Genomic DNA, 20,808 nt, shown 5'->3' on the forward strand with positions numbered 1-20,808 from the left:
TTTAGTTAAGATGGAGCAAGCCAATAGTATGCCGATAGACTACTTGCCGATATTTTTACAGCTTTTAGTAGCTGTGGGATTTGGAGTAAGTACGATAATTATTACACATCTTATCGGGCCAAAGGTCCGCACAGAAAACAAGCTTGGAGCTTTTGAGTCAGGAATCGAAGTGATCGGGAATGCGTGGCAGCCATTCTCCATTAAATATTTCTTGGTGGCTATCCTATTTGTGATATTTGATGTTGAGGTCATTTTTATGTACCCATGGGCTGTCAACTTCCGTGATATGGGATTTCAAGGCTTGATAGAGATGTTTATTTTCATGGGACTGCTTTTATTAGGCTTTATCTATGTGATTAAGAAAAAAGCATTAAACTGGGACTAAATGTCCTCATTATGGTTGGTTTTTGGCCAACGATACTAAACCTATAAATCGACTTTTCATGAGTGATATAAAATTAGCAGAAGCTCCTCCGGGAGTAGAAGGCGCAGGTTTTTTTGCGACGAGTTTAGATAAAGCCATTGGCTTGGCGCGAGCCAACTCGTTATGGCCTTTGCCGTTCGCCACATCCTGTTGTGGTATCGAGTTTATGGCGACAATGGGTTCAACCTATGACTTGGCAAGGTTCGGTGCCGAAAGGCCTAGCTTTTCACCGCGGCAGGCAGATATGCTATTGGTTATGGGGACTATTGCTAAGAAGATGGCGCCTGTGCTTAGGCAAGTGTATGTGCAGATGGCTGAGCCACGTTGGGTCATCGCTGTCGGTGCCTGTGCCTCTAGCGGTGGAATCTTCGATACCTATTCTGTGCTGCAGGGGATTGATGAAATTATACCGGTCGATGTTTATGTACCGGGTTGTCCACCCCGCCCTGAAGCAATTTTGGATGGAGTATTGCGTTTGCAGGACATCGTGAAGAATGAATCCTTGAACCGGAGAAATACACCAGAATATAAGGCATTGCTTGAAAAGTACGGAATTCATACAAATAAATAAACGATGGTGAACAGTTTTTTATTGGATAAGCTCGAAGAGAATTTTCCCACAAAGATTCAAGAAATTCCGGATGCTCACGATTTATTGACCGTCATTGTTGACAAGGAAGACTTGATCGAAGTGCTTCGTTTCCTGAAGTCGAATAGTGAGTTGCAGTTTATCCATCTGACCGATATTACAGCAGTACATTATCCGCATTTGGAAAAGGAATTTGCTGTCGTGTATCATATACATAGTCTAGTTCATAATATACGGATACGGGTGAAAGTGTTTTTGCAAGGTCCGAATCCTGAGATTCCGACAGCGACTGTGGTTTGGAAAGGTGCAAATTGGATGGAGCGTGAGACTTTTGATTTTTTTGGCGTCAATTTTATAGGGCATCCCGATTTGAGAAGGATTTTGAATGTAGATGATATGGAGGTGTTTCCAATGCGTAAGGAATACCCTTTGGAGGATCCAAATCGCGTAGATAAGAAAGATTTGTATTTCGGCCGTTAAAGTACATAATATGAGCGAATTTATTAGCAAGATCACACCTAATCAACCCGTTTTTGAAGATAACGATCCACAAGATGAGTTGATTACCTTAAATATTGGGCCCACGCATCCCGCTACGCATGGCGTGTTTCAGAACGTGGTGCAAATCGATGGCGAGCGTATTGTGAGTGGCGTATCGACGATCGGTTATATTCACCGCGCATTTGAAAAAATTGCTGAGCATCGACCGTTTTATCAAATTACTCCATTGACAGACCGTTTGAATTATTGTTCGGCACCGATCAATAATATGGGCTGGCATATGACCGTTGAAAAGCTGCTCAAAATAGAGATTCCTAAAAGGGTGCAATATATGCGTGTTATCATCATGGAGCTTGCACGCATTGCAGATCATATTATTTGTAATGGTATTTTGGGGGTAGATACAGGTGCTTTTTCGGGCTTTTTGTATGTGATGCAGGAACGCGAGTTTATCTATGAAATCTTTGAAGAAATCTGTGGTGCTCGTCTGACAACGAATATTGGTCGTATTGGAGGCTTCGAGCGTGATTTTAATGCGATAGCCTTTGAAAAAATACGTGAATTTCTGAAACGCTATCCTCCCGTATTGCAAGAGTTTGAAGAGTTGTTTGTTCGTAACCGCATTTTTATAGAACGAACCTCCGGTGTTGCTGCTGTAACAGCAGAAGATGCCCTGGATTATGGCTGGTCTGGCCCTATTTTGCGGGCTACCGGCGTAGATTATGATATCCGCGTACAGAATCCTTATTGCTCCTATGACGAATTTGATTTCGATGTGCCTGTTGGCACGACAGGGGATGTCTATGACCGATTTATGGTACGGAATGCCGAAATGTGGCAATCTCTTCGGATTATAGAGCAGGCATTGGACAAAATCGAGAAAGAGCCTAAAGGGGTATTTCATGCCGAAGTGCCTGATTTTTATTTGCCTCCGAAAGAACAGGTGTATACCAATATGGAAGCTTTAATCTATCATTTTAAAATCGTCATGGGTGAGGTGGATACACCAAAAGCTGAAGTCTATCATGCCGTCGAAGGGGCAAATGGTGAACTTGGATTTTATTTGATTCACGATGGTGGACGCTCACCTTATCGTCTGCATTTCAGGAGACCTTCTTTTGTCAATTATCAGATGTTTGCGCCAATGAGTGCAGGAATGCTGATTTCAGATGCTATTATAAATATGAGTAGTCTTAACGTTATAGCTGGAGAATTAGATGCTTAGTGTAAAACAACATAATGAAAATGTAACGTTTTCTCCAGAATTGTTAGCCAAGTTTGGAGAAGTAGTAAGCCGTTACCCCGAAGGAAAGCAGAAATCGGGCTTATTGCCCATTTTACATTTGGTTCAGGCGGAATACGGCTGGGTCAGCGCAGATGCCATGGATAAGGTTGCTGTTTACCTGAATATATTGCCGATTGAGGTGTACGAGGTGGCAACTTTCTATACCATGTTCCTGTTGCAACCTAAAGGAAAATATGTCCTGGAGATTTGCCGTACAGGGCCTTGTTGTTTGGTCGGTGCAGAGCGTATTATGGGGCATTTAGAGCAAAAGCTTGGTGTGAAGGAAGGCGAGGTCACAAGCGATGGGCTCTTTTCGTGGCGCGGTGTGGAATGTTTGGCTGCCTGTGGTTTTGGACCAGTCTTGCAGATCGGCCCTGAATATACATTCTATGAGCATCTGACAGAAGATAAAGTCGACGAATTGATTGATAATTTAAAAGCTAAAACAGAATAATATGGCACGTAAACTTTTGTTGACTCATATCGATGTTCCTGGCATCAATACCTTTGAGGTCTATCGACAAAAAGGTGGTTATGTTGCTGTTGAAAAAGTAGTAAAGACAATGTCTCCTGAGGATGTTGTCGAAGAGGTTAAGAAGTCTGGATTACGTGGCCGTGGGGGAGCTGGTTTTCCTACGGGGATGAAATGGTCCTTTTTGGCTAAACCTGAGGGCGTGCCACGCTATTTGGTCTGTAATGCCGACGAGTCTGAGCCAGGAACATTCAAAGACCGTTATTTAATGACACATATTCCGCATGCACTTATTGAGGGAATGATTATATCGAGCTTCGCTTTGGGGGCTCACACGTCGTATATCTATGTGCGTGGAGAGATGATGCCACAGATCAGAATTCTGGAGCGTGCTATTGCTGAAGCCAAGGAAAAAGGGTTCTTGGGTAAAAATATTTTAGGTTCGGGTTATGATCTAGAAATCTATGTTCAACCGGGGGGCGGAGCCTATATCTGTGGTGAGGAGACGGCTTTATTAGAGTCCTTAGAAGGCAAACGAGGTAACCCACGTATAAAACCTCCTTTTCCCGCAATTGCTGGCTTATATAATTGCCCCACCGTGGTGAATAATGTGGAGTCAATCGCAGCGACGGTTCCGATTATAAATTTGGGTGGCGATGAGTATGCAAAGATCGGTATAGAACGTAGTACTGGAACAAAGTTGATTTCTGCGAGCGGAAATATTGTAAAACCAGGTGTCTATGAAATTGAACTTGGTCTGCCTGTGGAAGAGTTTATTTTTTCAGACGAATATTGTGGTGGTATAGCCAATGGGAAGCGACTAAAAGCTGTTGTGGCTGGGGGCTCTTCGGTCCCTATTTTACCAGCCAACTTAATTTTGAAAACTGCCGCTGGAAATAGTCGATTGATGACCTATGAGTCGTTGGCTGATGGCGGCTTCCAGACGGGTACAATGCTTGGATCGGGTGGTTTCATCGTATTTGATGAGGATCAATGCGTGGTGCGTAACACGTGGAACTTTGCGCGATTCTATCATCATGAAAGTTGTGGTCAGTGTTCGCCTTGTCGTGAAGGAACGGGTTGGATGGAGAAGGTGCTGCATAAGATCGAGAGCGGACATGGCTCGATGTCAGACATTGATTTGCTGTGGGATGTGCAGCGAAAAATTGAAGGAAATACAATCTGTCCACTCGGTGATGCTGCGGCATGGCCTGTGGCAGCAGCAATAAGACATTTTAGGGATGAATTTGAATGGCATATCCTTCATCCGGAAGAGTCACAAACACGGAATTATGGACTGGCACATTATGCTGATCCTTTACAACCAATAGTATCATAATAGAAGCTGTAACGCTAAATAAATCATATCATGGCAGAAGCGGAAGATGTAAAGTTTAAAGTTACCATCGATGGTATACCTGTAGAGGTTGCTCCTGGGACAAGCATATTAAATGCTGCGAGACAGATCGGTGGTGATATTGTCCCTCCGGCAATGTGTTATTACTCCAAATTGGAGGGAAGTGGCGGTAAGTGCCGTACGTGCTTGGTAAAGGTATCGAAGGGATCGGAAAAAGATCCTCGGCCTATGCCAAAATTGGTTGCATCTTGCCGTACAACGGTGATGGACGGTATGGAAGTACAAAATATTACTTCGCCAGAGGTGGTGGAAGCAAGAAAAGGTGTTGTTGAAATCTTATTGATCAATCATCCCTTGGATTGTCCAATCTGTGATCAGGCAGGTGAATGTAAATTGCAAGATCTTAGTTACGAACACGGTAGTGCACATACGCGTTACGAATTCGACAGGCGTACTTTTGAACGTATCGATCTGGGTGATAAGATCCAATTGCATATGAATCGCTGTATCTTATGCTACCGTTGTGTGTATGTTGCCAATCAGTTGACCGATCAGCGTGTACACGGTATATTAGGGCGAGGTGATCATTCAGAGATCTCTACTTATATCGAAAATGTGATTGATAATGATTTTTCTGGGAATGTCATTGATGTGTGTCCTGTGGGCGCTCTGACGGATAAAACCTTCCGATTTAAAAATAGAGTATGGTTTACCAAACCGGTTGATGCACATCGCGATTGCCCCACTTGTTCAGGTAAGGTAACGTTATGGTATAAGGGGGAAGAGGTTATTCGGGTGACCGCGCGAAAGGATGAATTTGGCGAAGTGGAAGAGTTTATTTGTAATACCTGCCGCTATGATCAGAAAAAAACAAGTGATTGGATATTGGAGGAGCCAACAGAAATAGACCCACATTCGGTTATCTCGGCTAATCATTACGAGTTATTTAATCCACCTAAAGTCGTTAAGGAAAATCCGGTACTGCAGGAAAAAAATCGCGAACAGTTGGCTAGAACAGAAAAATTGAAATAATCACGAATATGGAGTGGTCTTTTGTCATAGAAAAATTAATACTGGTGTTTATCATCTTCGTAGTTACTTTGTTAATTGCGATGTATTCTACGCTAGCAGAACGTAAAATTGCCGGTTTTATGCAGGATCGATATGGTCCCGACCGGGCTGGTCTATTTGGAATTTTGCAGCCCTTATGCGACGGCGGGAAGTTCTTCTTTAAGGAGGAAATTATACCCGCTGGTGCACACAAGGCACTTTTTATCCTAGGGCCTACCATTGCTATTATAACGGCCTGTATCAGCTCGGCGGTTATTCCTTGGGGACAGGAGTTACAGATTGGAGATCGAACGATTTCTTTGCAGGTGGCCGATGTTAATGTCGGTATTTTGTATATGTTTGGTGTCATAGCATTGGGTGTATATGGAATCATGTTGGGCGGCTGGGCGTCAAATAATAAGTTTTCATTGATGGGTGCTATTCGCGCAGCATCACAGAGCATCAGTTATGAAATTGCGATGGGGCTTTCGATAATCGCTTTATTAATGGTGACACAAAGCCTCTCCCTGAAGGAAATCGTTGCGCAACAGTCGGGTTTTGTCAATTGGAATATCTGGGCGCAACCATTGGGTTTCATCATCTTTATGGTTTGTGCTTTTGCAGAATGTAATCGGGTACCTTTTGATTTACCAGAATGTGAAACGGAGCTTGTTGGTGGTTATCATACGGAGTACTCTTCTATGAAATTGGGGCTCTATATGTTCTCCGAATACATCAATATGTTTGTCTCCTCGGCACTTATGGCTTCACTTTATTTTGGTGGTTATAATTTCCCTTTTATGAATGATCTGGGATTGTCTGCCAATATGATCACGATCCTCGGAGTGGTTGTATTCTTCATTAAAATATTGCTGTTTATCTTTTTCTTTATGTGGGTGCGCTGGACATTACCGCGCTTCCGCTATGATCAACTGATGAATCTGGGCTGGAAAATGCTGATCCCATTGGCGATTGCCAATATCGTACTTACAGGTGTATTTACATTGATTAAAGACACATATTTCTCATAAGAAAGGACTTTTATGCAACTAACCAATCGTAAAAAAGTAATTGAACAAAAACCGATGACATTCGCCGAAAGAATCTACTTTCCGGCTATTGTAAAAGGTTTGCGAATTACATTAAGGCATTTTTTTAAAAAAATACCAACCATTAAATATCCTGAGGAAATAAGACCTTATTCGAAAAATTTTAGAGGGCAGCACTCGCTCAAACGTGATGAAGAGGGGCGCGAACGTTGTACAGCCTGTGGATTATGTGCCTTATCCTGTCCTGCGGAGGCGATTACCATGACCGCTGCGGAGCGTAAAAAAGGGGAGGAGCATCTTTATCGCGAGGAAAAATATGCGTCAGTATATGAAATCAATATGTTGCGTTGTATTTTCTGTGGCCTTTGTGAAGAGGCTTGCCCAAAAGAAGCGATCTATTTGGACGGTCCCCATGTGACCGCAGATTATCTCCGCAAGGATTTTATCTATGGAAAAGACAAATTGGTTGAACCGACTTTTGATATTACCAAATTAAAGAGCTAAACCAGGAAATTATGACAGTATTTTATTTTGTAGCCTTCTTGTCTATTTTCTTTGCGCTGATGACCATCTTTACCAAAAATCCTGTGCATAGTGTATTGTATCTGGTCATTACGTTTTTCACATTTACAATACATTATATTCTTTTGAATGCGCAGTTTTTGGCTGTGGTGAATTTCATTGTGTATATGGGGGCCATTATGGTTTTGTTTTTATTTGTGCTGATGTTGCTCAACCTGAATAAGGATACCGAACCCATGAAATCGAATTTAGTCAAGTTTATGGGCGTTATCGCAGGCTGTTGCTTACTGGTGACTTTTTTCGGCGTGTACCGTGTATTCGATATTTCAAATCCACTGACCGTCGTAAATCCAGAGATCGGATTGGTCAAAAATCTGGGAAAAGTGTTGTTTAACGAATTTTTGCTCCCGTTTGAGTTATCGTCGCTATTGTTATTGACAGCAATGATCGGAGCGATATTATTAGCTAAGAAAGAACCTAAACAAATCTAATGGAAACAGTTGTTCAACAGTTGCAAGGGGTGCCAATAAATCATTACTTGATTTTCTGCTCGATTATTTTTGCTATTGGTGTTATTGGTGTTCTTATTCGCCGTAACGTCATCATTATCATGATGTCCATTGAATTGATGCTGAATGCGGTCAATCTTCTTTTAGCAGCATTTTCTGTACAGCATGGCGATTCATCTGGACAGGTCTTTGTCTTTTTTATCATGGCGCTGGCAGCGGCAGAAGTTGCCGTAGGCCTAGCGATTATTATTATGGTATATCGGAATACGAAGTCTGTGGATATCGATTCCTTAAATAAACTGCGTTGGTAGAACTTAAGAAATAAATACGATGAGTGAATTAGTTTGGTTGATTCCCCTTTTGCCCTTAATCGGGTTTATTGTGAACGGATTGGGTAGGAATGCCTTATCCAAAGGTATGATAGGTGCTGTTGGCAGCGCTGTAGTGCTTATTTCTTTTGTGTGCAGCTGTATTCTTTTCTCCGAAGTCTATCAAGCGAGACAAGCTGGACAAGCAGGTATTATTGAACAACATGTATTTGACTGGATTGCGGTGGGCAATCTCAAGATCGGTCTGTCCTTTTTAGTAGACCCACTAAGTGCCATCATGCTGCTGATCGTTACAGGAATCGGTTTTCTTATCCATGTATACTCCATCGGTTATATGCATCATGATCATGGATTTGGTAAGTTCTTCGCCTATTTGAATCTCTTTATCTTTTTTATGTTGCTATTGGTATTGGGATCCAATTACCTGATCATGTTCATCGGCTGGGAAGGTGTAGGGCTATGTTCTTATTTATTGATCGGCTTTTGGTATAAGAATAGTTCGTATGCAAATGCGGCCAAAAAAGCATTTGTGATGAATAGAATAGGTGATTTAGGTTTTTTACTTGCGGTATTTTTAATACTAGGCACTTTCGGCTCGTTAGAATTTTCGACTGTATTTCCTGCGGCTAAGAATTTTGCTGTTGGTGATATCACAGTCGTTAGCATTACTATTTTGTTGTTTATTGCCGCAACAGGTAAATCGGCGCAGATACCTTTGTTTACTTGGTTGCCGGATGCCATGGCTGGACCAACGCCGGTATCAGCGCTGATCCATGCGGCGACCATGGTTACGGCGGGTATTTATATGATTGCGCGTTCCAATATATTATTTATCCTTTCACCATTCACCTTACAACTTATTACTGTCATCGCTATTTGTACAGCCCTGCTGGCTGCTGCGATTGCACTAACGCAAAATGATATAAAGAAAGTATTAGCTTATTCCACCGTTTCGCAATTGGGCTATATGTTTCTTGGCCTTGGTGTAGGTGCATTTACAGGAGCATTTTTCCACGTATTGACACATGCCTTTTTTAAGGCATTGCTTTTCCTTGGGGCGGGATCTGTCATACATGGTATGAGTGAGGAACAAGATATGCGTAAAATGGGAGGACTAAAGAGCGCTATGCCAATTACTTATTTAACGATGTTGATGGGAACAATCGCGATTTCAGGAATTCCACCATTCTCTGGCTTCTTCTCCAAAGACGAAATATTGGCCGGGGCATTTGCTGCTAGTCCAGTCTTATGGGGTTTAGGGTTTATCGGCGCATTAATGACAGCATTCTATATGTTTAGGATGTTATTTATGACATTTTTTGGAACTTTCCGTGGTACGGAAGAGCAAAGGCATCATCTGCATGAATCTCCAAAGAGTATGACCTCACCACTCATTGTGCTGGCTGTACTTTCGGTGATAGGGGGTGTGATCAATTTACCAGCGGTTTTGGGGGGTAATCATTGGCTTGAGGATTTTCTGGCACCGGTGTTTATAGAGGGAAAGGCTATAATGCCAGCAACACATCATTTGGAACATAGTACTGAATACCTATTAATGGCCGTTTCGGTAGTTGGTGTATTGATTATGGTTGCTTTAGCCTTTAATAAATATGTTAAAAGACAAAAGTCACCTGAAGAGGGAGAAGCGAGAAGTTTCTTGGCTAATCTCTCCTACAATAAGTTTTACGTCGATGAGCTCTATGATAGCCTCATTGTACGTCCGATAAATTGGCTCTCGGCTTTCTTCGGGAATGTTGTGGATCAACGTGGTATTGACGGTGTTGTCAATGGTGCCGGTAAGGCGACATTTGATACAGGAAAAGTACTGCGTTTGCTGCAGAATGGTAATGTTGGTTTTTATTTATTGATGATGGTAATTGGGGTGATTGCCATTTTCATCTATGGATTGTTGAGTCTTTAATTTTGGTATAATCGATGGATAACTTGTTTTTACTTATTTTATTGCCGTTAATAAGCGCATTGATTCTAACGTTCTTAAAGACCAATGCCGCAAAGTCTATTGCCTTGATTTTATCATTACTATCTTTGGCTTTGACTATTCCGTTCCTCTGTACTTTTGACGCAAATGGCGGAATGCAATTTGAACAAAATTGGCTATGGATTTCTTCCTTGCATATTCATTTTCATATTGGCGTTGATGGAATTAGCTTGCCGTTGATCTTATTGACGAATGGATTGATGCCTCTAATTATTGCTACAACCTTTAAAAAGGATTATAAAGGAAACTTTTATGCATTAATGGCTTTTATGCAAGCGGGCTTATTGCTCGTGTTTATGGCCTTGGATGCCTTTACTTTTTATGTAGGTTGGGAGATTGCCTTGATTCCGATTTATTTTATTTGTGCACTTTGGGGTGAAGGAGATCGTATTCGTGTCAACTTGAAATTCTTTATTTATACTTTCTTGGGTAGTCTTTTGATGTTGATCGCGATTCTTTATCTCTATCAACAAGTACCTAACCGTGATTTCGAGTGGACCTCGTTTATCGCATTAGATTTGGGGGAAGATACACAGCGGTGGTTATTTTGGGCATTCTTTATCGCTTTCGCTATAAAAATTCCTATTTTCCCTTTTCATACCTGGCAACCGAACACCTATACCAATGCACCTGCAGCAGGTACAATGTTGCTGGCTGGTATTATGCTCAAAATGGGTGTTTACGGTTTAATGCGTTGGCTACTGCCTATTGCGCCAGCTGGTGTTGCACTGTATGGTCATTTCGCGATGATCTTATGTGTAATTGGGATCGTTTATGCTTCCATTATTGCCATTAAACAAGACGATGTGAAGCGATTGATCGCCTATTCATCAATAGCCCACGTTGGTTTAATTAGTGCTGGTGTCTTCACATGGAATACCAATGGCCTAAGTGGAGCAACTATTCAAATGTTAAATCACGGTATTTCGGTGATGGGGCTTTTTTATGTGTTGGATATTATACAGCAGCGCACACAGACACGTAGTCTCACTGAACTTGGTGGAATAGCAAGCAGGGCGCCTCGGTTGGCCATCTTCTTTATGATTATTTGTATGGGAGCAGTGGGGTTACCATTAACGAATGGATTTATTGGTGAGTTTTTATTATTGAAAGGCGTTTTTCAATATGGATTTTGGTTTGCTGTGTTTGCAGGTTTAACCTTAATTCTTGGGGCAGTTTATATCCTTAGGCTTTATCAAAAGACCATGTTAGGGGAAGCGACCGAAAGAACCAAACAATTTGAAGATGTGAAAAGTACCGAACTTGTCGTGTTAACGATAGTCTCCGCCTTAATTCTTTATATTGGTATATTCCCTAATTTCCTATTGAACCTTTCTGCAAGTTCGGTGGAAGTTTTAAGTACATTTTTAGGCAGATAATAGATTTATTTAATTGTATGGGTGCAATAATTACACTTTCGATATTAGCATTGGTGGTCCTTTATCTTGGCTTATTCAAGGTAAAATCTATGCTACTGCCTGTTTCTATCCTTGGATTTCTTGTCGCTATCGGTTTCCTATGGTTTGACTGGAATTCGACCAGCGGTCCACTTTATAGCGGGATGGTTCATTTTGATCATTATGCTATCGTTTTTTCAATCTTATGTATTGCCGTTACCTTATGTATCTTTGTTGTTTCAAAAGGGTATTTTGACCAAGAGGGACAAGTCGCGGAATATTATTCACTATTAATATTTTCCCTCACAGGAGCTGTTCTTGTAAATAGTTATCATAATTTTTCGATGCTCTTTTTAGGCATTGAAATTATGTCAGTAGCACTTTATATTTTGGTCGGAATACGTAAAAGAGATAAAGCATCAAATGAAGCTGCGCTAAAGTATTTTATTATGGGTGCTTTTTCAACCGGTTTTCTTTTGTTTGGAATTGCCCTCCTATACGGAGCAACAGGCTCATTTGATCTAAGTGAAGTCAAAGAATATGTTGTTAATAATCCTCAGGCGATTTCACCTTTATTTTATGGCGGGATATTATTTCTAATCGTAGGGCTGACCTTCAAAGTTGGAGCTGTTCCATTTCATTTCTGGACACCTGATGTTTACGACGGGGCTCCGATTTTGATTACAAGTTATATGAGTACGGTGGTTAAGGTAGCGTCTTTTGCTGGATTATTGCGTTTATTCAGTTATAGTCTATTGCCTTTACAAGATTTTTGGACACCCGTATTTTTAGTTATTGCCATTCTCACCTTATTTGTTGGAAATATTTCAGCGTTAATGCAATCTTCTTTCAAACGAATGCTTGCCTATTCGAGTGTTTCTCATGCAGGTTATATGTTGTTTGCGATTATAGCTGTGGGTGCCACGTCAGCCAACAGCATCTTTGCGTATGGTCTTGCTTATTCGCTGGCAACGATTGTTGCTTTTACGGGATTGATCCTTGTCAAAAAGACAACCGGTTCCGAGCATTTTGAAGCGTTCAATGGATTGGGTAAACGTAATCCCATGCTCGCCTTTGCAATGACAGTTGCTATGCTATCTCTTGCCGGCATACCTTTGACTGCCGGATTTATTGGTAAATTTATGATGTTTTCTTCTGTTATGGAGAACTATCATATTGTATTGCTCGTGCTAGCCGTCGTTAACGCTGCCATTGCCGTATATTACTACTTAAAGGTTGTTGTTGCGATGTACTTTAGAGATAGTGAGGAATCTTGTGTCAATGTGCAGTGGAATTATTCAATTGTACTATTCCTTGCAGTCGTGCTTACAATTATAATTGGAGTATATCCAGATTATCTTTTAAAATTAATATAAAGTTTTTATTCAACATACATGTTTTAAATGCGCATAGCGACTTTTAGTAATCGGCATTGCGATTACGTGGATTAAAAGTGAAGATTTCTGTTAGAATACTTGTTGTTTATTAAGCATGGCGATTCGCTGTGCTTTTTTTACTTTTATTGGTATAACTCTTGCATACAAATTGTATATTGTAAAAAAGAAATCCTATCAATTTGCAGATGGTGTTTAAAGTGTGTGTTAAATCTTTTTCTATTCATTTTTTCGGTGTATTATTATTCCTCTTTATAGGAGGGCGGGTAATTGCGCAGGAATTTATTCGTGGAAAGGTAGTGGATGCGCATACAGGAAAAGGTATCGCAAGAGTCTCAATTAACTGGCTTGGGGAAGATCGAGGAGGTAGTAGTGATACGCTTGGAAATTTTAAAATTCAGGACATTAAGAAGTATCGCCAGTTAATCTTCGGTGCAGTGGGTTATGAACGCAGGACAATTGATGTTCGCCGACTGCAAGATTCGATTTTGACAGTTCGTTTAGTAGCCTCTAATAATACGTTAGAGGAGGTTGTCGTCAGTAGAAAAAATAAAAAATTCAAAGATCCTGCCATCGCCTTGATTGAAAAGGTGATAGCAAACCGTCCCCAGAACCATTACACCCGTATTCCTGAAATTCGTTTCGACGAATACGAGAAAACACAGTTTGGTTTTGTCAATCCGGAAGATAAAGCCAAGAAATTTCCAAAACCATTTCGGTTTCTTTTTGAGAATGTTGACTCCACTGCTTTCCGGGGGCTCACAATCGCGCCATTCTATCTGGAAGAAAACTATGCAAACGTCTATTCATCACATAATCCAGACCGAAGTAAGAAAATTATCATTAGCCACAATCAAACAGAATTAAATCCACGCTTTTTTAACAATGATAATTGGCAGACCCGGTTTCAGACAATACTCCGTGATGTTGATCTTTACGATAATACGATTCAGATTACAAACAAAGGTGTGTTGAGCCCAATTGCTACGGGTGCAACGGCATTTTATAACTATCAGATCAAAGATACAATTCAAATCGATGGTCAGGATTATATAGCGCTCCATTTTGAAGGCAAATCTGCGATTGATTTGCTTTTCTACGGTGATCTCCTGATCTCGGATGATACGAGATATGCGGTCCATCGCGCGACATTGAATATAGGACGTGCCGCAAACATCAATTGGATAAATGACGTACAGATAGAGCTGAACTATCGCGAATTTAAAAATGGTGGTATGCTCCCTGTTCATGCAGATCTGAAAATGTTATTTGGCGGTAGTAAGTCCGATGTATTATATGGACGCAGAGAAACCCAATACCTAGGACATCGTACGGATTCCATATCGAGTGAGAATTTTGCCGGAGTACCTATTGAAAAAAGGTATCTTCTTAAATCTTCGGCACAAGTGCCCCTAGTGCGGATTAGACCGAGTCCCTTAAGCCATGCGGAATTAGGGGCCTATCAAAAAGTTGATTCGGTACAAAATATGCGATCTTTTAATCAGTTGGTTGCATTAGGTTATTTACTGGCAAAGGGCTATTATAATGCTGGCAAAGTTGAATTTGGACCTCTTGAATATCTATACAGCCGTAATAATTATGAAGGTAATCGGTTCCGCTTAAGTGGTCGAACAACTCGTTTATTCTCCGAAAAAGCTTATATTGAAGGGTATACTGCTTATGGAGATAAAGATAAAGAACTTAAATATTACTTGAGTACGGCCTTTACGTTGAATGGTGAACGTGTTGTTCAGTTTCCTGCAAATTATTTGCGCTTTACTGTACAACATGATGTGATGGAACCAGGGCGGGGTTTGGGCTTCTTGAAAGGCGATGGATTCTTCCGTTCTTTTGGGAGAAATAGGCCTAACAAATGGCAATTTAATGACATCTATCGCGTAGATCATCTGATCGAATTTGGGAATCATGTTAGCGTGGGAACGGCATTTACGCACACCCGTAGACAGCCCCGTGGTGATTTGTTCTATATCAATAGTTTACCTTTGCCCGATACAGTTCGCCAGGTAAATACAAATGATCTGCAGCTGATTTTACGCTGGGCTCCAAATGAAGAATTTACCTATCATAATTTAGACAGGGGTACTGTAGAAAATAAGTATCCCATCTTTACCCTGCAATATAACAAAGGTTTGAAAGGCTTTTGGGGAGCTGATTATAGTTATGATGCATTGCGGTTCAGTATTTTCAAACGATTATTCTTATCTCCGGCAGGTCAGGCCGATCTCGAATTTTCAGGAGGAAGAATTTGGGGTAAGCACCTGCCTTATACCTTGCTTGAACTTCCAGAGGTCACAAAAGATAAGCACGGACCTTTGGTGAACTTTGATCTGATGGCATCTTCGGAATTTGCTTCCGACCAGTTTTTGAAGCTAACTTATTATCACAATTGGAACGGTTTCTTTTTCAATAGAATTCCCTTGTTCAGAAGGTTAAAGTGGCGTGAAGTAACAGGGTTTAAGACTTTTTATGGAAAGCTGAGTGATGCGAATAATCCATTTGTTACTCCCGAGAATATTCAATTTGAAGCAGATAAAGAAGGCATTATTCAAACAAAGGCATTCCGTAACAAACCTTATGTGGAAGGGCTTGTGGGGGTGGATAATATCTTTAAATTGATTAGATTAGAGTATAAAAAGAGATTAAGCTATAGAGGCGGCGAAGGGGTTCCTTCCGATACCTTTACGGCATCTTTACATTTTAATTTTTAGCAATATGGTTCAATATTCAAGTTTAAAATACGCTATTAAAGATAGTATAGGCTACATCTTTATTAATCGCGAACCACAGGTGAACGCCTTGAATCAGCAAACACTGGATGATTTACAAGATCTTTTCAAACATTTCAATTCCGACGATCAAGTACGAGGCATAATCCTGACTGGCGCTGGGGACAAAGCATTTGCGGCAGGAGCAGATATCAAGGAATTTTTGGATTTGTCTGTTATTCAGGCGCGATGGCTGAGTGAAAGGGGACATATTATTTTTTCGGATCTTATTGAGGACTCTCCGAAGCCAGTTATTGCTGCTATCAATGGGTACGCCTTAGGTGGAGGGCTTGAACTCGCTTTGGCCTGTCACATGCGTATAGCTTCTGAGAATGCTAAAATGGGGCTTCCAGAGGTTTCTTTGGGCTTAATTCCAGGTTATGGCGGTACGCAACGTTTACCCAAATTGATTGGAAAAGGGCGAGCCATGCAAATAATTTTAACGGGTGATATGATTGATGCTCAGCAGGCTTATGAAATAGGATTGGTAAACGAGGTGGTCGTACAGGATAAACTCATTGCCCGAGCGGAGGAAATACTTCAAAAAATATTTACGCGCTCTCGCGTTGCAGTAGCAAATGCAATAACTTCGATTAACGCTGCAGAGGATAAACAACAAAATGGAAGCAAAGTTGAAATGGACGCCTTTGGACATTTATTCGGTACAGAAGATTTCAAAGAAGGTGTTTCTGCATTTTTAGCCAAAAGGACACCCAATTTTGAGTAGCGTCCTAAAGAAATTTTTTATTATCCTTTTAGGTTACAGTTTTATACCGATTCCGTAGCTTATATTAAATGGTATTCATACTATTTTTTTTGTTAAATCGTTTTTAATTGAACCATATTGGTTTCGTGTTTAGATTGACACCAGTAAAAAAATGACAAATAACGAACTAAGAGCACTTGCTGAATTTTCGCGCAAAGATGAAATTGCAAAGATGGAACAGACTGTCGCAGCAGCAGACAGCAGAATTGAGTTTCAGGAGTACGAATTGAATAGTTTAGTGAGCCAATTGATTCGATCTCAGCATTATGAAATCCTAGATCGGTTTTTGCACAAGGGGCTAATCTCAACTGATCTATACGATTACGATCGTTTGAGCACATCTGTGATCAATACCTTATTTAAGCCTCAGCTAACATCCGAAGCACAACTTGACATCCATTTAAATTGGATCAAAAGTTATTTGGCTCAGGTTGATGATATTGATGAAGAAGTGGACGGTAGTACCTTATTGGAATATGCTGTGCAGGAAAATGTGGCAATGCCTTTCTTAAAACTTATTTATGAGGCAGGTGCTGACTTGCAGCGAATGGACAAATATGGACAAACATTGCTTTTTAAAGTGTGTAGTTTACGTATGCAGCCCAACGAGCGTATTAGCGAGCTTGTCGATTGGTTATTAGCGGAGGGCTTAGATCCGAATATTGCCAATGTTGAACAGAAAACAGCGTTACATATGGCTGTTGATACCTTGAAAACTGACGCTGTAGTTAAATTACTGGATGCTGGAGCAGACCCAGGCTTAAAGGATTGGCATGGGGAAAGTGCTTTTCATTATGCTGCGATTAGGCACTTTAATCCAGGTTTACTGCTGACGCTCTTCAATTATGGAGAGCCAGATTTTCATAGCGTCGATAAGCAAGGTGAAAACTTGCTCAATGCATTCCTTCGCAGAATGCATACCGACAGTGAGGCTAATCTAACCGTTCTAGTCCTGCTTTTGGAACACGGTGCTGATCTGACGACAGCCTCGACGTGGTACCAGAAGGAAAAAACAGGAGTTGATTGGCTGGCAGAAAAGTCACTTTTGGTTATACAAGAAATTGTGGACAAAGGATTTTTAGATCTAAATTATATGGATAATGAGGGTAATACCTTATTGCATAAGGTTTGTCAAGAAAATCTCAATTACGATGAAAATAAAGCCCGTGAGCTTTATAAAAAGGTGAAATATCTTGTTGGCGAGGGGATCGATCCTCAATCAGAAAATAGATTGGATAAAAAGGCTGTTGATTACGCTATGGAGGATAACCTCAAGATGAAGACAGTCGAATGGTTATTAAAACAATAAATAAGTGTAAAAAAGTTATGTCTCAATCATTTATAATTGCTTGTGAAAGTGGGAAACGTAAGATAGCGGAGATCTTACTGGAAAAGCATCAAGTCGATGTATCTTACACCGATGAAATGGGCCGTACAGCATTACATTATGCGGCGCATCGGGGGTATCTAGATTTGGTGAAAAAGTTAGTGGAGGCAGGTGCTACCTTGGACTACGAAGATCATCGGGGTGAAACCCCTTTGTATTTTGCCCTTTTACAGAAGCAAAAGCAAACGGCAGTCTATTTATTGGAAAATAATGCCAATATGTTAATCAATGATTTTTTGGGGAATAGCTTGCTTCATATTGCAGCGCGTACAGGACAACAGGAAATGATGGAAAAACTGATTTCACAGGGATTGGATGTAAATGCTTTAAATAATAGCGCTGAATCACCCTTACTGTTGGCTGTCCAGGCAAAATATCCACCCGTAGTACAGTTGCTTGTTGAAAATGGCGCTCGTGTAGACACAACAGACAAAGAAGGCAACACCGCTTTAAATTTGGCTGTGGCTTTGGGCTCTGTTCCTATTGTGAACATGTTATTGGATAATGGTGCGTCTGTCAATATACTCAATGACATAAGCGAGGGCCCCTTACTGCTTGCAGTAAAAAATGGGAATCGCATTCTTGCCCAAAAATTGTTGGAACAGGGAAGTGATATTTTTGCTGAATCTGCGGAGGGCATTTCTCCAGTATGGTATGTATGTAATAGCAATCAAAAGGAGTTGCTTGCATTATTCTTAGAAAAAGGTCTTTCTCCGGATTACGCACGTCCCGTGGATTCATTTGACGGAAAGGATGGACAATATTTGGAGAAGTTGATTGCTAGGACAGGCGGCCGTACATTTATACTCGGATTTGAACCACATTATGCGGGGGAGACATTATTACATACGGCCACAAAAATGGGCTACCTATCTTTGGTCAAACAGCTTTTGGATAGTGGTGCAACGATCGATAAACAGGATGCAGCAGGCAACACCGCGCTTCATTATGCTGCTGCTTATGGTAAAAAAGATGTGTTGCGGTATCTCTTGTCCAACGGGGCGGTAACAGATATAGCGAATGTTTTGGAACAGAAAGCAATAGATTATTCCAATATGCAGGGGTATAATGAAATAACCGCATTACTGATTGATTTCGGTGCGCAAACCAATGCTGTGGGGGACGGGCCGGTCAGCGCCAGTAAAAAGGTAATACCTGAAAGGCCTGCAGGAATGGATATGACACAAAAAAAGCAGGCGCTATTTGATCTGAAAGATTTATTAGACGCAGGAATTATCAATCAAGAAGAATTTGATACCGAGAAAGCTAAGATCTTGAAGAATTAGCATCTTGGCCGATCGCTTTAAATTTGCGCTGTTAAATTCTTCTCAATCACTTTCAAATAGAACTTTTCTTCGGTCGGTTATTACTGTTTCATATCTACTGTGTCATGATTATGTTGAAGCTGGTGAAGTTCATCTTATCTTAAACAGTCTTTTAAGAAATCAGGGTATTCCTTGTTTGCGATAAGGTATAGAAGATTTAGTTAACAGCATATAATCACAGTCCACATGGATTAATGGATTTTTAAAAGGATCCCAGTTGTTTAGGATCAAGTTGAAAGTTTGGGGGGAATGTCAAAAATTTCTTAGTTTAGCGTTTTTAATACAGATATCTCTTGGAAGAAGCCGAACGTAAATTATTGTCTCTATTGATGCCCGAAGGGCTTTTGGAATACTTTCAGATTTTAGCAGTCGATCAGGTTGACAATCAGCTCCACATTTATTTAGATGAGCTTAATATTGCACCGACAGGCTATGAGAACAGCAAGTTGGAGTCAAAGGGCTTCATTCCTTCCACTGAGATTTCAGACTTTCCCATTCGAGGTCAGAAAGTTACGCTACATATCCGCCGCCGTCGATGGACAGTCCTTGATACCGGAGAGATCATCACAAGAAATTGGAACCTAGTACGTGAGGGTGCTCGAATGACTACGGAATTCGGGCTTTTTTTAAAGAAGATATTTGGATAACCATCCTGTAAGTGCCCAACTGGTAGGATTATTCTTCCAGATGGACGGTAAACAGCTACAGGATCAATACAAGAACCATCTCAGTGATTTCCATGACTGGAACCAGAAGGCGCATGCCGAGAGCTGGACATTGTTTGCAGAAAACATCTCCGAACAGCCAAGCATTGATGAGACCAGCTTTAGTAACGGTGAACTTTACACGATCATAAGCAGTAAGTCGGCTAAAGGCCGAAAAGGGACTATTCTGGCAACTATCAAGGGAACAAAGGCCGAAGATATTATCACTGTTCTTGAACGGATTCCCCTGCGCTCAAGGAATAAGGTAAAAGAAGTGACCATGGATATGGCGCCGAACATGGCTAAGGCAATCCGTAGATGTTTCAGGAATGCTAGACGTGTAGTCGATCGCTTCCATGTCCAAAAGCTTGCATATGATGCCGTGCAGGAACTCCGTATCAAATATCGATGGGAAGTCTTGGATGCAGAAAGCAAGAAAATAATGGAATTGCGAAAACGGGGTATTCCATATGAGCCCGAGTTGTTACCTAATGGTGATACGCTCAAACAGCTATTAGCTAGATCGAGATACCTGCTGTTCCAGCATTCAAGCCGATGGTCAGAAAGCCAAAAACGCCGTGCAGAACTGCTGTTTATCAGGTTCCCCAAGTTAAAACAGGCTTATGATCTTGGAATTGCCTTAGGTGATATCTTCAATAAATGCAGCGATAAAAAAGTTGCTTTCACAAAGTTAGGCTTGTGGCACAACCAGGTTGAGAACGCGGGTATTGCTTCATTCGAGAGTGTCGCAAGATCCATTGCAGCGCATCATCAATACATTCTCCACTACTTCGACAACAGAAGCACCAATGCATCCGCAGAGTCCTTCAATGCAAAACTCAAAGCTTTCAGGAGCGTATTCCGCGGCGTAAGAGACACAACATTTTTCCTATATAGGGTAATGAAATTGTATGCTTAAAAATGATTACCCCCCCAAACTTTCGGTATGATCCCCCAGTTGTT

Annotated in this window: 20 protein-coding genes; all 20 read left to right on the forward strand. The window is 41.0% G+C overall.

The window, feature by feature from the left end; all coding sequences use genetic code 11:
* Positions 1–10: 10 nt before the first annotated feature.
* Complete coding sequence (locus QE382_RS02270) at positions 11–385, forward strand: NADH-quinone oxidoreductase subunit A (RefSeq protein WP_307184510.1); 375 nt, start codon at positions 11–13, stop codon at positions 383–385.
* 58 nt (positions 386–443) lie between these two features.
* On the forward strand, positions 444–995 hold the full coding sequence (locus tag QE382_RS02275) for an NADH-quinone oxidoreductase subunit B (protein WP_046673075.1): 552 nt from the start codon (positions 444–446) through the stop codon (positions 993–995).
* 3 nt (positions 996–998) lie between these two features.
* Entirely contained in the window at positions 999–1,493 is a 495-nt protein-coding gene (locus QE382_RS02280) for an NADH-quinone oxidoreductase subunit C (protein ID WP_307184511.1), read from the forward strand.
* 10 nt (positions 1,494–1,503) lie between these two features.
* Positions 1,504–2,739: an NADH-quinone oxidoreductase subunit D gene (locus QE382_RS02285; protein WP_294186083.1), complete on the forward strand. Its 1,236-nt coding sequence runs from the start codon at positions 1,504–1,506 to the stop codon at positions 2,737–2,739.
* Positions 2,732–3,253 (forward strand): NADH-quinone oxidoreductase subunit NuoE family protein, encoded by a 522-nt coding sequence (locus QE382_RS02290; RefSeq protein ID WP_307184512.1) that lies wholly within the window; start codon positions 2,732–2,734, stop codon positions 3,251–3,253. Before QE382_RS02285 ends, QE382_RS02290 begins: the two co-directional genes overlap by 8 nt.
* A gap of 1 nt (position 3,254) precedes the next feature.
* Complete coding sequence (gene nuoF / locus QE382_RS02295) at positions 3,255–4,610, forward strand: NADH-quinone oxidoreductase subunit NuoF (protein WP_307184513.1); 1,356 nt, start codon at positions 3,255–3,257, stop codon at positions 4,608–4,610.
* A gap of 30 nt (positions 4,611–4,640) precedes the next feature.
* Positions 4,641–5,660 (forward strand): NADH-quinone oxidoreductase subunit G, encoded by a 1,020-nt coding sequence (locus tag QE382_RS02300; RefSeq protein WP_307184514.1) that lies wholly within the window; start codon positions 4,641–4,643, stop codon positions 5,658–5,660.
* 8 nt (positions 5,661–5,668) lie between these two features.
* The gene (nuoH, locus tag QE382_RS02305; protein WP_307184515.1) at positions 5,669–6,709 is read left to right on the forward strand and encodes an NADH-quinone oxidoreductase subunit NuoH; all 1,041 of its coding nucleotides are present in this window, start codon (positions 5,669–5,671) and stop codon (positions 6,707–6,709) included.
* Positions 6,710–6,721: 12 nt separating this feature from the next.
* Positions 6,722–7,231 (forward strand): NuoI/complex I 23 kDa subunit family protein, encoded by a 510-nt coding sequence (locus tag QE382_RS02310; RefSeq protein ID WP_294186073.1) that lies wholly within the window; start codon positions 6,722–6,724, stop codon positions 7,229–7,231.
* Between the two features lie 11 nt (positions 7,232–7,242).
* The gene (locus QE382_RS02315) at positions 7,243–7,740 is read left to right on the forward strand and encodes an NADH-quinone oxidoreductase subunit J family protein (RefSeq protein WP_209578303.1); all 498 of its coding nucleotides are present in this window, start codon (positions 7,243–7,245) and stop codon (positions 7,738–7,740) included.
* Complete coding sequence (gene nuoK, locus QE382_RS02320; RefSeq protein WP_209578304.1) at positions 7,740–8,069, forward strand: NADH-quinone oxidoreductase subunit NuoK; 330 nt, start codon at positions 7,740–7,742, stop codon at positions 8,067–8,069. The genes QE382_RS02315 and nuoK overlap by 1 nt, the downstream gene beginning before the upstream one ends.
* A gap of 19 nt (positions 8,070–8,088) precedes the next feature.
* Positions 8,089–10,008: an NADH-quinone oxidoreductase subunit L gene (gene nuoL / locus QE382_RS02325; RefSeq protein ID WP_307184516.1), complete on the forward strand. Its 1,920-nt coding sequence runs from the start codon at positions 8,089–8,091 to the stop codon at positions 10,006–10,008.
* A 14-nt stretch (positions 10,009–10,022) separates the two neighbouring features.
* Positions 10,023–11,465, forward strand: a complete 1,443-nt coding sequence (locus QE382_RS02330; protein WP_307184517.1) for a complex I subunit 4 family protein — start codon at positions 10,023–10,025, stop codon at positions 11,463–11,465.
* 17 nt (positions 11,466–11,482) lie between these two features.
* A complete protein-coding gene (locus QE382_RS02335; RefSeq protein WP_307184518.1) occupies positions 11,483–12,859 on the forward strand; it encodes an NADH-quinone oxidoreductase subunit N in 1,377 nt (458 codons plus the stop codon).
* 206 nt (positions 12,860–13,065) lie between these two features.
* A complete protein-coding gene (locus QE382_RS02340) occupies positions 13,066–15,606 on the forward strand; it encodes a DUF5686 family protein (RefSeq protein ID WP_307184519.1) in 2,541 nt (846 codons plus the stop codon).
* 4 nt (positions 15,607–15,610) lie between these two features.
* Positions 15,611–16,390 carry an enoyl-CoA hydratase/isomerase family protein gene (locus QE382_RS02345; RefSeq protein WP_307184520.1) on the forward strand — a complete coding sequence of 260 codons (780 nt, stop codon included), beginning with the start codon at positions 15,611–15,613 and terminating at the stop codon, positions 16,388–16,390.
* A gap of 151 nt (positions 16,391–16,541) precedes the next feature.
* Positions 16,542–17,738: an ankyrin repeat domain-containing protein gene (locus QE382_RS02350; protein ID WP_307184521.1), complete on the forward strand. Its 1,197-nt coding sequence runs from the start codon at positions 16,542–16,544 to the stop codon at positions 17,736–17,738.
* A 17-nt stretch (positions 17,739–17,755) separates the two neighbouring features.
* Entirely contained in the window at positions 17,756–19,102 is a 1,347-nt protein-coding gene (locus tag QE382_RS02355) for an ankyrin repeat domain-containing protein (RefSeq protein ID WP_307184522.1), read from the forward strand.
* Between the two features lie 332 nt (positions 19,103–19,434).
* Complete coding sequence (locus tag QE382_RS02360) at positions 19,435–19,788, forward strand: ISAon1 family transposase N-terminal region protein (RefSeq protein ID WP_307184523.1); 354 nt, start codon at positions 19,435–19,437, stop codon at positions 19,786–19,788.
* Positions 19,781–20,764, forward strand: coding sequence for an ISAon1 family transposase (locus QE382_RS02365; RefSeq protein ID WP_370877871.1), 984 nt, complete (start codon positions 19,781–19,783; stop codon positions 20,762–20,764). The genes QE382_RS02360 and QE382_RS02365 overlap by 8 nt, the downstream gene beginning before the upstream one ends.
* The last annotated feature ends 44 nt before the right edge of the window (positions 20,765–20,808 follow it).

This window comes from Sphingobacterium zeae (assembly GCF_030818895.1).
In the GTDB taxonomy this organism is placed as follows: Bacteria; Bacteroidota; Bacteroidia; order Sphingobacteriales; family Sphingobacteriaceae; genus Sphingobacterium; species Sphingobacterium zeae.